Here is a 14,131-nt window from a genome sequence, read left to right as displayed (position 1 = left end):
CTCCTATATATGTTTGCCAGTCGGTGTGAGAGAAGGCGCTTCAAATGTAGCCAAATCTGGTCAAATCGTCTTTGATCAGTTCTGTTAATGCCCTTACGTCATTATCAGTGAAAGATTTCATCCAAGACAAATCCTCCCTAACAATTCCGTCGAACGATGTTCTCATTCTATTACCAAATAGATGGTGATTAGTCGGTTGACTGATCATAGTCGAATCATACTCGATTCCAAGGAATTCACATACTTCTGATAAGGTATTTTCAAGTTTCTTACAGAGATCTTCATAACGAACAACGAGTACCTCAACGTGCGGATATCTCCTCTGGAATTCATCAACCATTGAAATGTATTTTTGCCAAGCAATGGCGGCAGTATTGAGTTGGTCTGTTGAAAAGTTATGGTTTTTTAAATACGACCAGCAAAACCCTCTCCCATCACGAATAAGATAAATAATCTTGGTTTTATTCTGCTTGTATCGGATGAAAAGTTCTGCCCTGCGGATTGACTTGGTACCGTCGATATAACATGCTGAGTCATTATAATAGGATCGTGCCTGTTTATAAAATTCCTGATGAATGTCAAGATAGCGGTTAAGGCGATTGCGTAGAGGAGTTCCGGGAGCCAGCAGTAGATGCATCAGCCAGAAATGTGGATTGAAACTGCAGATAACTTTGTTAAGTATATTGAAAGAGGAAATATAGGGTAGTATCCGAAAATTATTGTTCCAATCCCCGGACTTGGCTTTAAATGACGCGGTTGTTTTAATAAAAAAATCGCACTGGCGGATATGTTGACCGCAGGAGCAGATGTATACGTCCTTGTTGTTATTATCATATTGAAAGGGGAATGTCTCACCATTGCAAACCAGCTTTGAGTGGTTGTTAAGCAATATTGCAAGCAAGGTCGCGCCGGAATACCAATTTGAAAAGAGGAAAACAAGGTTATGGTTCGAATTCACGATTTACCTATTATTTTTGGTGATAATTGAAATAGCGTTTCTTAACAGTCCTTTATAGGCTGCGACCCAAAGGGGATGATAACGTAATGCTTGCAGGTAGTGCTGAGTGGACAAGGGCACATTATCATCACGCCGAAAATATGCTCCACGATTACAATACGTGAAAGCATATGCCTTTCTCTCGAGGTAAGCAGGCACAGCTTCAGGGTAGTTTTTCTTGAACATTGCCATGATACGGTCAGAACACTGGTGACGTGTGAGTGTATTCTTAGACATTTGATCACTGTGACCGATTCGACTGATCAAAAGAGGAGCATCAATATATTCAAAGCAATAGCGTGTGGATAATCTAAGCCAGAGGTCCCAATCGATTCCCATGGGGAGAGACTCGTCAAAACCATTAAATTCCTTAAAACAGTAACTCCTCACAATCGTCGAAGAAAAAGGTATAAAATTATCGATGAAGAGGTTTTTCGTCACACGTCCCCTGAAAGGTCGCAAAGTTTTAGGCCGTGGTCCAGTTTCAACAGGGTTACCGGATTCATCAATAAAGCTCTGTCTAGCATAGACAACGCCGACTAACGGGTCATCAAATAGCGGAATTTGTTTTTCTAATTTTCTCGGATTCCACGTATCGTCGGCATCTAAAAAAGCAATAAGACTACCTGTGGCTTCCTGAATTCCGCGGTTCTTTGCATTCGCCTGTCCACCATTAGATTGTTTGATGTAACGTAAGCGTTTATCCTCAAGGAATGAAGTAGCTATATCCTCGGAATTATCTGTGGAACCGTCATCTACAAGAATGACCTCGAGATCTGAGAATGTTTGTGTTAAGACAGAATTAAGGCAGCTGGCGAGAAAACGGCCATAATTATAGCAGGTAATAACTACAGAAATTCTCGGAGGAGGTGTCAGCTTATGAGAAGTGTAGTAGGTGGCATGCTTTTCCATATAAACCTGGATGAATTAGGTGCTGGCTATATTAAAAAGAGGAATTGATTATTGGAATTGTCTTGGTAAGGATGATTCAGACAAGTTCTACAAACTCCTTGTGAACAGTGATAGCAGATTTTAAGGGTATTCATAAATGAGTTACACACCCTTCAGAATGATTCTCTGACTAAAACATTTTGCAATCTGCATATTCAGAAAACTATCGTAAAAACAGATAGCACTAATCAACAGGTTAGTGTCTTTTTAAAGCTTGGCCCATGGGGCGGTAGCTGATTGTTAAGTGTTGGTCGGCTGTAGAAATTGGTAAGGAATTGAATTCCTATGTTCATTACTTAATTATGCTTAAATTTCATGTTGAACCTTGTGTGGCTGGGTGTTTATATGTGATAGTAGTAACTATAATCTCATTTCATTTCTGAAAATTCTTTTCTTAACCATATAAATAAGTGAGGGTCTATTTTTATCGACTTCATATATAACTTTCATGGTTTTTTTGCTTAATATCTTCCTGTCTCCTGAGTAAGTAACCATGCCACAAATACCGTCATATACACCTTTGATCCAGTAACCAAGGAAGCCATCTCTAAGAGAATAGAAAAGTGTCGATAGAGAGGACTTAATTAAATATTTGGTAGCATACCAAGGAGGGAAGTTTCGCATTGCAAGATAGAATTGATTTCTGGTGTCGAAGTAATATCTGAACCATGACTTCCTTCCTTCTTGCGCATGTGAGTGCAACACCTTTACCATTGGCGAATAGCGCACCTCAAATCCGGAGTTAAGTATTCTAAATGCTAAATCAGGTCCTTCATGGCTAAGGAAAAAATAATCTGGGTAAAAACCGGAAGCATTCAATGCTTCTTTTTGAAATGCGACGGCACCTTCAGAAATTTCGTATGTTATAAATTCTTCAGACGAGTAAACTTCGACTTCTCTGTGATGTATCCAGTTACATATTTTACCTGAGAAACTATCTGTTATGCTGAAATTCAGTGCACCCACGTTTGTTTTCTGGCCAAAATATTCAACAAGGTTGTCAATTGCACTGTCATCAATACCGAAAACGTCATCATCCAAAGTTATTATTATGTCCCCTTTTGCTCTCTTTAGTCCTTCATTTCTAGCAGAAACCCCTAGGTTCTTATCCATAACGATGTAGATAAAATCTGAGAATTGCTTTAAAATCATCTCATGGGTGCCGTCGCTCGAGCAATTGTCGACAATGATAATCTCAAGGTCTTGGTACCTGATTTTACGTAAATCTTCCAAAAGATTTTTTAGAATGTGTTTTCTGTTGTATGTTAAGACAGTGATAGTAACAAGCATATCCACCTCATAAAATTTTGCAAGAAAATAGAAATAGCAAAAAATAAATGTAAATATCCTTCTTTACTCCTACACCATTTAGAAAAATCCGGCTGTTTCTCCTGCAGATATTCTGCTGCAGTTAAGTTATCTAAGGACTGGTGGGGCCTTTCACGATTGTACTCGTGGACCTAGTTGTCTGTGAACTCCCTTACCTCACTTAACGTATTGAAAATATAGAAATCCACTATTTCGAAACGGCAGGTTTTATTGAACCAACAGAAGAGTCCTGAGTAAGTTTACCTTTTTCAGCAAACTCAAGCTGGATATCGTTATCTTCTGCGAATTCTGGCATGGGCAGCGTGACAATTTCGGGCCAGTTGTCATCTCTCAGCTGTGATGGATATCACCATCAGGCTGGCGATCCTTTCCAATACCCTGATAATGCGTTTTGACGACAAATCGAGGTCGACCTTAATGGCAAACACTTCACGGTTATAGTCGTCTACAACGTTATATGTCCTGAAAGTCCTGCCGTAAGAAAGACTGTTACTCATAAAATCTACTGACCAGCACTGGATTGCAGATGCAGGAATGGAAAAGGGTTGTGGGTTTCGATTTGGTAGCCTTGGCTTACCTTTCCGACTTATGATCAAGCCCATCTTGCAATACACACGATGGACCCGCTTGCGATTCCAGCTATGATCTCATCCTTCCGATGCATATTAGGTTTATAGCAATACACGGTTCTGCTCAGCTGTAATAGCCGATAACTCGCTCTAATCCTCAGCTCAAAAGTTCTCCAGAGGTAATCAACCAGGGTTCATTTTGTTGCAGGCTTCAAAGTTTTTTTTCCTAGGATGTCCTTGAGTCCCTCTTTCTCGGCAAATTTCCTTGACCTTGGGTCCAGCTTAGACCTGTTTCAGGACCTTAATGATCTGTTAATTTGTGATTTGCTTTTTCCGCATAGGCTCCTACTCTGAGATATAAGGAAGTATGAGGGAATTTTCTAATTCATGTTGGTACTATTTTTTTGGATAACTACATACAACAAATTGTTAATGATAGAACCGATTAGTTGGTAAAAGGTGTTGGGTTGTGCAGTTGATGGTGGACTTGAGTTAATTCCTCAAATCGATTTCTTGCTATAGTATACATTTTCGAAATGGATAAAATTATTCCAGCCGCTACCCACCAGTATATTTCCAATAAATCATGACCAAACAATCCAAGCGTTAATCTGACGAGTAAGAATACTATTGTTGCGTTCATAATACATAGCATAAGTTTTATATCCATTTGTTCATTGATGATTGATCGATCTTGTCTTTTTGCGCTAGACCTATTTTGCCATGCATTTAGTGATTCTAAAAGCTTACTCAGCTCATTACGTATAATAAAACTTTGGCGGAAAAGTATGATCATGAAAGACAAAAAACAAATTGCACCCTGTATTCCTGTCTCAGCGAGAATTTGAGTATAAAGATTATGAGTTTCCTGTACTCTTCTCCCGGCGTCCTCCTGAACTTTTGGGAAGCACAAAAGACCGACACCCGTAGGGTTGTCAAGGAAAACCTCCCAAGAATCTTTCAAGAGTGTGATACGGGCGTTTCTAGAGCGCCCTTCTTTTTCTTGACCAGTAAACGATGATTCGAATCTTTCCTGATACTGACCCGGTATAAAGGTGACTGCCATTACGGCTGTTAGTAGTATTAACACACTCAATTTCCACTTTTTTGTACTTAAAACAAATATATAAAATATAAAGGAAATAAAAGTCAAGTAGCCTGTTCTGGATCCAGTGAATATTAAGATGTTAATCGAGAAAACAACCTGCAGACCGATTAATATTTTTAGCCATCTCTGTTTCAAAGAAGGCAATAAATACCACATAAATGGTAATAGGCTCAGGGTCTTACCTGATAGTGAGTTCGGATGTCCAAACATTGAGCCCTGAGTGCCATGTAATCGCATTATTCCTTGGTTTTGCCACACCTGACTCCCGGTGATCTTTCCGATCATAGCCTCTTGGCCTATTTTGAAAAATGCTAAAAATGTACTAAACAAAAAATAGCGTAAATAATTGGGAGAAGCAACGAATTTGCTAATAAATAATGTCATCAATGAAAATTTTACTACTCGATTAATATATGAGTTCCATGCGGTATCAAAATCATAAGCAAAAAATTGACTAAACATCAGGACCAATAAATAAACTATACAAATAGAATAGATAGGTACGTTGCTGATCCTTTTGTTTGTGGGTCCTGTCGGAGTGAGTATTGTTGCTACACCAAGGGTGGCTCCTAGAATAAACTCAAAACGAATATCTCCCAAAAAAGGCCACCTCTCTCCTATTTCTAGCCACCAAGTAAAAACATAAATATTAAACAAAAATGTAACTGGTAAAATTATTTTTGGATAATTAGTGCTATATTCACTCATGATCAAAACCCTTAGTAAAGGTAGAACAGTTCTGTCTATACTTTCTGAAGTAAGAAGAAGTGATTATAGGTATTTCATGTTGTTTCTTTCCTCGTGATATAAATATGTGTTGTTTGATAGGAACTTTGATTGTATGGATTCATGATGTGTCTCTAAGTTAGGAGTTTTATTGCTTCACACGTAAAATAAGGAAAAAATGATATAGCCATTGTGGATATAGTTATTTAAGGGATTGTGGTGGCTTTTATAAAAGTTTTAAGATAGCTAATAATCGAATAAACTCTAAAATTGTATCTGTTGCTTTTTAGGTAGTATTCTCTGGCTAGTGTCATGTTGCCCTGCGCCTGATGGATATATCCAATGCTGAAATAATTCCTGGAAATCAGTTTATTTGCAAGGGGTTCAAGTGTTTTTGGTAAACCGTTATTTAATTGTTTCTTCATTACTTTGATTCGATTTTGATGTGCGACAATACCTCTACTCGAAACACTGCCGCTTCTTATACGATATTTATGTAACGGAGAATTGATGAATCCGATTGAGTAATTCAAACAAAGTCTAAACCACATATCTCTATCATCACCATTTACTAGAGCTTCGTCAAAATAACCTATATCCTCTAGAAGATTTTTTCTTAACATAACACTACTAGTGGGTATGTAGTTCTCAAGAAAAAGATTATGGAAAGCATCTTGAGCTGAAAGTATAAAAAAACCATCTTTGGTATAGTTGTTAAGTAAATTCTTTAGGCCATAATAGTCTTGGAGGAGTGTGTCTGGGTAGACCATGCCGTTATCTAGAAATCTATAGCAATCTGTAAAGATTGCTGATATTTCTCGGCAACTATCCAGCATAGTTACACCTAGTTCTAATTTTTCAGGTAACATGATGTCATCTGAATCAAACAATGCGATATACTCACCATTTGCTTCTTTGATGCCAATATTTCTAGGTTTTGAAGGACCACCATGATTTTTTGCCAATTGTATGTAGTGGAGGCGGGAATCATCGTATCCGGCAATTGTTGCATAAGTGCTATCAGTTGAACAATCATCAATAATAATCAACTCGAAATCACTGAAGGTCTGATCTAATATACTGTTAATAGCGTCAGGTAAAAAAGAGGCTGAATTGTAAGCTGGCATAATTATACTTACACGAGGCATCTTCTTTCTCCATCTTAAGCTGAATAGTAATTGCTCATACAAATTAATGTGCAGTAATAATTTGCATGGGAACGCTAAAGAGTATAATGTAATTAATTGTCTAATTACATGTCAACAGTCGCCAGTTGTGACCTAGCAAAACATAGCTGAATGTTTCACTGATACCATATTTTGTTTTCCTGAGTCAGTCTGTATGTAGCCCTTTTTAAAAATCGACATTATAGCTGTGCATTTGATCCAAATCTGAAATTTCCGATATGGCTGAAAAAATAGTGAGCAAACACAATACTGGTTTGAAGTTCGCTTAATTTAGCGGTTTGCGTAAATGTGGTAGATAAACGAAACATATATTAAACCATCACCCAGTTAAACGTCTCGATTAGTCTTGTAAAGGTCAATCAGAATGCTTAAAAATGATATTGTTTTCTTCTATAATATGTGAGCAACTATTGATTGTTTATATTCTCTTCTGATATCTGATGTTACTGAACTTTAAATGCTGAGATGAATGGCTGAGAAAATGTTCCATTATTTTAAGTGTAGACCAATGCAACATGTCTTGGCAAATGTGCTGAAATGTAGTAGAGTGTCAAGTCCCTAGTTTATAATTGATCTATATAAGTAATGGTAATGTTTAGACATTGTCTGACTTGAGAAGCTTGAGATAAATCTATCCCAAGCCTGTTCGACTAATGCTTGCTGTTTCTGGTGATCATCTAGAATAGTCAGTATTTCTTTTCCTAAACTAACTGGTTCGTTAGAACTCAAGATGATACCGGTCTTATCGGCAACAATTAGTTTGGGAATATCCCCTACTGCGGTGGTAAGGACTGGTACACGGTTTGCCACTGCTTCTAATAACGCTATTGGCATTCCTTCATCAAGTGACGGTAAAACAAACAGGTCAGCCACTTGGAGTAAGTTAGGTATATCGTCTCTGAAGCCAAGAAGATGAACTGTGTCACCGAGTTCAAGGGTGTTAATCTTCTCCTGTAGTGACTCTCTTAAGGTTCCTTCGCCTGCAATATAAAACTTTACTTGCGTATTGATTCCTTTGACATAACCTGCTGCATAAATAAGTGAATCTTGACCTTTCTGAGCAGTTAAGCGGCCAACATTAAAAACACAAATATCCTTTTCTCCCAGGCCAAGTTGCTCTTTTAGCCGCTGTTTGTCAGAAAAAGGCAAGGTGACGTGGTCTGAAAGAACGATACCGTTGTGGACAATACGTATTTGCCTTTCATTTACACCTGAATCGACTAACATCCTCTTGATATCCTCTGACACAGCAACGATGATTGGAAATGTACGGTAGATAAGTTTCTCTAAAGCTATCATCAATCTCTTCTTTAAAGGTTGCTTAGTATCTGCAAACCATAAATGGCAAGTTGCAATTACAGGGATACCATTCAAGAGTTTGGCGCAAAAAGCAAATACTGATGCCTTGTACCCGTGAGAGTGTATCAGATCAATTTTATGCTTTTTCAACGAGCGAGCAAATCGCGGCAGATCTCGAAACAGTAAGTAGTTGTTAATAGTGTAAATGTGTGAATCCAGACCATTACGTTGTGCGGCGATATGCAGATCGACCTTAGTTCCAGCCTTTGGGACAATGCAGCCTACAATCGGCCGGTAGCACCCAGTAGTCATCATCTCCCTTGAAAGGTTGATAACTACATTTTCTGCACCATACATACCACCGCTATCGAGCAAGTGGAGTATCCTTTTTTTAGTCTGATTCAAAGTGGTATTCGCTCTAAGACTTTATATTTTAATCCGGTTCCGCCGCCACCGGCACCTGTCAATTCTGCAATTTCCGTAAAATGCTTTTGAATATATCCAGATAATTCCAATTGCCCAGATATTGGGAAATGTTCTTGTAGAAGAATATAGTGCATATCCTCGATATCAATAATGTCGGAGTATGCATCAAGCGGAGTTCGATAAAAAGAATAGTACTCATAGCCAGAATCATATCTCTGATCGAGCATATCAAACAAGACTAACTGTGAGCGTTCCTCCCAGTATTTAAGATAACGGAGGGTAAATGGTAAACCTGCTGCTAACGAATTAGACATAGATCTACGAATGCCTGTAGTTCTATTTCTAATACAGATAGTATTCTTGGGAAGAATCACCGATTCGAAGCCTATAATGTAAAATGGTTTTTCAAAGGCATTATCCTGAATCCAACTCCGCAGTTGACCAAAATCGACGCGCTTAAAATCTCGTGCCTGGGCATAGGACTGGATAGTCAGGATTACAACAGAAAAGATTGCTAATGTTGCCGTAATACTCCGTCTTGGTACACGACTTAAACCGTAAACCGCAGCAGAATAAAAGAGGGGGAGCGCCGGTAACATCCAATAAGCTCGCAATTGACGGATACTGGCAAATAGAGTAAGCCAACACATTGATTGCAGAATGATACTCTTCATTTTCTCGTTCGGGCCATCGATGCTGTTCCAATTAAACATAGCAAACACGAACGCGCCCAAAACTCCCGGGACTATTAGCCATCCTGTTCCATTAAAAATTGAGATGAACTGTTCTCCCCAGTTGATCCACGGAGAAACATCATCTTTCACATTTGCCATTCGAAGTTTGATATATGTTAATGGATCCGCAAATAGAGATCCCGCAGCAAAACAGAAAAAGAAGATGGAAACGCATACAAAAATAACGATATTGCCAAATCCCTTACGCAGTCCGTGAAAACGGAATAAGTCGAGTGCAATAAAGATTGTAAAAAATGCCCCATGCAACTTCATGCCTGCCGCCAACCCGAATGCAACTGCTGCGGCGAGAAACCATCCAAGTCGCTTGCCAAATACTGATTTGTAATAAAAATACAATCCTAGGGTGCTGAAAAAGACGACAAATGAATCTGGTCGAGCAACAATATCACACCAGAAAGTGTTATACGATAGGAGATAGCTTAAACAAACCAGAACTGCTGCCCACCCTTGCCAACAATTTCCGAGTACTTGTTTTCCCACACAGTAAACAAGGTAACCTGTTGCCATATCAATAAGGATCACCAGAATTCTATAGTTATGGACATATTCATCTGGTCGACCATAAAAATCACGGTAAGCGTCTGCGACCAGATTAAAACTGATGGCATCCACATTACCCGATGAAACCATTTTAAATACATATGTAGAAAGGGAACAAAGACCACATATCCAGCTTTCAAGGTACATATGTTGTGGCGGTGATTGACCGAACCACACTAAAAAGCCTCCTTCAAAGGTCGTTATGTCATCAATAGTAACAAATGGCGATCCTACCTTGATAAGAGAAAATTTTAGTAAAAATGACAAAAGAAAGAAAGAAAACAGGATCAGGAATCTGCTCAAGTCGGAAGTTAGATCCAGTTTGTTTTCTAAAATTTGTAGAGATCTTATCATAAATCCCCGCGCCTCGGGCTTTTGTGTTGAAATGTCCAATATTTGTTTCCTGAAAAATTTACCGATAGGGCGACAATAATAGCCATTACTTGGGAGATCTCCGGTAAGATATCAAAAAAGGACACTAACATTTGAAGGAAGAGAATATTTATCCCCAATGACACAATATTAACTGCCGCAAATTTAATGAATTCACTACCATATCCTGGTCCTGATAATTGAAAAGTCCATCTTCTGTTCAATATAAAGCTGTTTATCATGCCGGAGAAGTACCCGATGACTGATGCGGTAATCATTGCAAATCCTAATGCCCTAAAAAGTAAAATGAATATAAGGTAGTGGATTATAGTGTTCAATGCCCCAATGAAGGCAAATCTCACTAATTGAAAGCTAGTTTTCATTTGAAGTTTATTTCTTCATTGATGATATAAAGCGGTCGCTTTTTTAACTCTTCATACATTCGCCCAATATATTCACCTATGACTCCCAGGCAGAATAGCTGTACCCCACCAATAAAAAGAATTGCTGAAAAAAGTGAGGCCCAGCCAGGAATAGCATGTGCTGGGAAGAAGTATTTTATAATTAATCCGTAAGCGATCATAAAAAAACTAAATACAGCACTCAGTAATCCGAAGGCAGAGGATAGTTTAAGGGGAATATGTGAAAAAGATAACATCCCATCAATCGCAAACTTAAGCATTTTCCTGAAAGGATATTTCGTCTCCCCAGCCCATCGTTCATTACGACTATAATAGATTTCTCCCTGACGATAACCAACCCAACTGACCATTCCACGTACAAAGCGAGCTTGCTCACGCATTTGGTTAAATTCTCGCAGCACTTTTTTGTCGATCAATCGGAAGTCTCCAGTATCCACTGGTATTTCAACAGATGTTACCTTTTTCAGAATGCGATAGAAAGCTGCTGCAGTAAATCGCTTAAACCAACTTTCCCCTTTACGGCTCAAACGAATACCATAAACGACTTGATATCCGTTCCGCCATTTTTCCATCATTTCCGGGATCACATCCGGTGGGTCTTGAAGATCAGCATCGATGATCACGATTGCATCACCAATGGCCCGATCCATGCCTGCAGTTATTGCTATCTGGTGGCCAAAATTTCGGGAGAAACTTAATAATTTTACATTAGCGTCTTGGTCACAGAGGTCCTTGGCCAGATTGAGAGTACCATCATGACTACCATCGTCAATCAAGATAATTTCATATCGATCACTTGCGCACTTATCCAGAACCTCTTTTAGGCGCCTATACATTTCGGATATGACAAGTTCTTCGTTATACAACGGGACGACAACACTTATTACAGTACTCATCCTCACCCCTTACTCATGTACTCAGTAATGAGAAATAGGTCATCAGTGATCAATTTTGCAAATGGAGAATCGGTATTTACCCGATTTTTCGGGTTTTATTTCATCGGTTACCCGAATATTAATTCGGAGGGAATCCCCAAACAAAGTCTGGAAATAACGTTCAAGCTCGTTGGCTTGCGAGTGGCCATAGCTTTTACCTGGGACAATATTCAGATTAAAAGAATCAAGGTCTTCCTGAACTATCTGCATCTGCTCTATGCCGGGTATCCTGGTCAGAGTGTTTTCAATGAGTGAAACTCCAGCTACTCTTGTACCGTCCCGCTTTAACAGAAAATCCGCCACGCGGCCAGTTACTTTCCCCATCAACGGTAGGCCTCGACCACAGGTACAGTCCTGATCAAAGAACACACCAACATCTTCCACCTCGTAGCGGACAAAAGGCATAGCCCTATTCATCAAATCAGTGACTACAATTCGACCTGGTTCTCCTGGACCTGCATGCGATCCATCCTCTCGTATAAACTCGATAACCAGGTGCTCGATGTTCATGTGCATACCATTATGTTTTTCACATTCGCACGCGATAAGGCTCACTTCCTCGCAACCATATCTGTCAGTTACGCTACAGTTGAAAACTCTTTCAATCATCGTTCGCTCATGGGGAAGCAACATCATTGAGGTTGAAAGGATTCCAACTGGCCGTATAGTATCGATTTTTAGTCTCTTAATATACTTAGCTACTATGTAGAGTGAATGAGCATGACCAAACAACAGAGTTGGCTTGTTATTATCCCATGTTTTCGCAAATTCTTGAACCGATTCATCTGTCACTGCCATTGTATCCAGGTAAATATAAGGCTGGACGCAGGCATTAAGTAGTTTGGCACGTAATGTCTTGGGCAATTTAGGATTACCCCACACTGCACCTATCTGCTCTCCGGGTTCCCATCCTGTCCAGCGATCATGACGTCTGGCACAAGCATTTCTTAATTCACTGCACTCTTCTGTTATAAGTATTTCCAGAGCTTTCCCGGTGGACCCTCCAGTCTTAAAGTTGAGCAGTCTATTCGGCTGGTAACCGGTTGAGAGCATGGCATGTCCTTGACGAAGGATCTCTTTCTTGGTCAAAATTGGTAATCGTCTAATATCTTCAGGTCCTTTAAGATCATTTTCTTTCAAGCCGGCATTTTGGAATTGTTTTTGATAAAATCCATTCTCACGCCATAGAAATCGCCACAATTTTTGCAAGCGGCTCCACTGAATCTCCTCAAGCTGGTTTCTGGAGTAGAATTGAGATTCTTCTAATCTTCGCCAATACGAAAGTTTAGCACTCCCCGATTTCATTATGTAAAGTGGTTCGAGGAAATGTCGTCTCAACAATGGAAAAATCATATTTCTATTCTCACTAATGATCGGTAATACTTTTCAGTTTCAGCAATAGTCTTAATCCAGGAAAAAGACCTTTCAATTTTCTTTAAAGATTCGGCTCCAAGTCTATGTCGCAGATCTGGATTTTCAATCAATCTATGCAGTGCCTGTCCAATGGCTCGATAATCTCCGGCCGGACAGCAAATACCATTTTCATGATTGACCAGTTCGATATTGCCTCCGACAGTAGTGGCGACGATTGGTAAGCCACAGGCCATATACTCGAGGATGGCATTTGACAGCCCTTCACGATCTGAACAAAGAACGCCTATATCAAGATTGTGGAGATATGCTGGGACTGTTTTAACCGACCCGGTAAAATAAATTTGATTCTTGAGATCATAATGTTTTACCAAGTTGCTCAAGTGTTCAAGCTCAGGCCCCTCTCCAATCAGCAGAACTCTGAATTCCTGTTGGGTACCCAAACACTGCAGTTCAGCGACAGCCCTTATCAGTACATCATGACGTTTTACCGGTGTTAAACTGGCGACCATTCCTATCCAGATGACATTGCTATTCGTCGAGAAGATAGGTGGAGAATGATCGGATTTGTCAGGAACAGAGATCCCGTTGGGAATGACTTTTATCTTATCAGGTACGGTTTTTTCTCGTTCTGCGACGTAAAGCCGAACTTGCTCGCTATTGGCGATTATTCCTGCGAAAGATCGATTAACATATGGTAATGCTATTGTGAAAAGAGAATGATACCAGGGGCTGTTTTCGTTTCCAAGCCCCATATCACGCCGGCTTGATAGTAACACCAAGGAATTCCCGGTAAATAATTTACCTAAAAAACCAACGAAAATCGAATCTTCAAAAAATGTCTGAATGATTTGAAGCCGTCTCTCCCTTATCACTTGGGTAAGCTTTTTTATGACGGTAGGGAAGCTCCATTTTAAGAAGCCCTGATACCCCAAAATTATACAGGGACAGGGGGGGCTGTTCTGGGTGAGCCATTCAGAGTTCGAAAGACAGATAAGATACGGGGCGAAGCGCTCGCGATCCAAGCGACGGATTGTCTCGAGCAATTGTTTTTGTGTACCTGCGGTATCACAGGTAATTGAATCAATTAGAAAAGCGATTCGTATCTGTGCTTCTTTCCACTCTCTTCTTCCCATCTCTATTA

General features: G+C 39.6%; 12 protein-coding genes. All 12 read right to left on the bottom strand.

From position 1 onward, the window contains the following. Positions 1-40: 40 nt before the first annotated feature. Complete coding sequence (locus ACN5NT_RS03050; RefSeq protein ID WP_419174476.1) at positions 41-901, bottom strand: sulfotransferase; 861 nt, start codon at positions 899-901, stop codon at positions 41-43. A 60-nt stretch (positions 902-961) separates the two neighbouring features. Beyond that, positions 962-1,909, bottom strand: coding sequence for a glycosyltransferase family 2 protein (locus tag ACN5NT_RS03045; protein ID WP_419174475.1), 948 nt, complete (start codon positions 1,907-1,909; stop codon positions 962-964). Between the two features lie 399 nt (positions 1,910-2,308). Continuing rightward, positions 2,309-3,238: a glycosyltransferase family 2 protein gene (locus ACN5NT_RS03040; RefSeq protein ID WP_419174474.1), complete on the bottom strand. Its 930-nt coding sequence runs from the start codon at positions 3,236-3,238 to the stop codon at positions 2,309-2,311. A gap of 362 nt (positions 3,239-3,600) precedes the next feature. Next, positions 3,601-3,774 carry a hypothetical protein gene (locus tag ACN5NT_RS03035; RefSeq protein WP_419174473.1) on the bottom strand — a complete coding sequence of 58 codons (174 nt, stop codon included), beginning with the start codon at positions 3,772-3,774 and terminating at the stop codon, positions 3,601-3,603. Positions 3,775-4,291: 517 nt separating this feature from the next. Then, positions 4,292-5,662 carry an O-antigen ligase family protein gene (locus ACN5NT_RS03030; RefSeq protein ID WP_419174472.1) on the bottom strand — a complete coding sequence of 457 codons (1,371 nt, stop codon included), beginning with the start codon at positions 5,660-5,662 and terminating at the stop codon, positions 4,292-4,294. A gap of 224 nt (positions 5,663-5,886) precedes the next feature. Beyond that, positions 5,887-6,828, bottom strand: a complete 942-nt coding sequence (locus ACN5NT_RS03025; RefSeq protein WP_419174471.1) for a glycosyltransferase family 2 protein — start codon at positions 6,826-6,828, stop codon at positions 5,887-5,889. Between the two features lie 597 nt (positions 6,829-7,425). After that, positions 7,426-8,541, bottom strand: a complete 1,116-nt coding sequence (locus ACN5NT_RS03020) for a glycosyltransferase (RefSeq protein ID WP_419174470.1) — start codon at positions 8,539-8,541, stop codon at positions 7,426-7,428. 26 nt (positions 8,542-8,567) lie between these two features. Next, positions 8,568-10,280 carry a glycosyltransferase family 39 protein gene (locus ACN5NT_RS03015; RefSeq protein ID WP_419174469.1) on the bottom strand — a complete coding sequence of 571 codons (1,713 nt, stop codon included), beginning with the start codon at positions 10,278-10,280 and terminating at the stop codon, positions 8,568-8,570. After that, the gene (locus tag ACN5NT_RS03010; protein ID WP_419174468.1) at positions 10,238-10,642 is read right to left on the bottom strand and encodes a GtrA family protein; all 405 of its coding nucleotides are present in this window, start codon (positions 10,640-10,642) and stop codon (positions 10,238-10,240) included. Before ACN5NT_RS03010 ends, ACN5NT_RS03015 begins: the two co-directional genes overlap by 43 nt. Beyond that, positions 10,639-11,577: a glycosyltransferase family 2 protein gene (locus ACN5NT_RS03005; RefSeq protein WP_419174467.1), complete on the bottom strand. Its 939-nt coding sequence runs from the start codon at positions 11,575-11,577 to the stop codon at positions 10,639-10,641. Before ACN5NT_RS03005 ends, ACN5NT_RS03010 begins: the two co-directional genes overlap by 4 nt. 42 nt (positions 11,578-11,619) lie before the next feature. Next, positions 11,620-12,969 (bottom strand): phenylacetate--CoA ligase family protein, encoded by a 1,350-nt coding sequence (locus ACN5NT_RS03000; RefSeq protein WP_419174466.1) that lies wholly within the window; start codon positions 12,967-12,969, stop codon positions 11,620-11,622. Continuing rightward, positions 12,966-14,123, bottom strand: coding sequence for a glycosyltransferase (locus tag ACN5NT_RS02995; protein WP_419174465.1), 1,158 nt, complete (start codon positions 14,121-14,123; stop codon positions 12,966-12,968). The genes ACN5NT_RS03000 and ACN5NT_RS02995 overlap by 4 nt, the downstream gene beginning before the upstream one ends. Between the last annotated feature and the right edge of the window lie 8 nt (positions 14,124-14,131).

This window comes from Desulfosediminicola sp. (assembly GCF_048381775.1).
Lineage (GTDB): Bacteria > Desulfobacterota > Desulfobulbia > Desulfobulbales > Desulfocapsaceae > Desulfopila > Desulfopila ganghwensis.
Note: the sequence above shows the minus strand (reverse complement) of the source record. Positions and strands in the feature narration are given on the sequence as shown.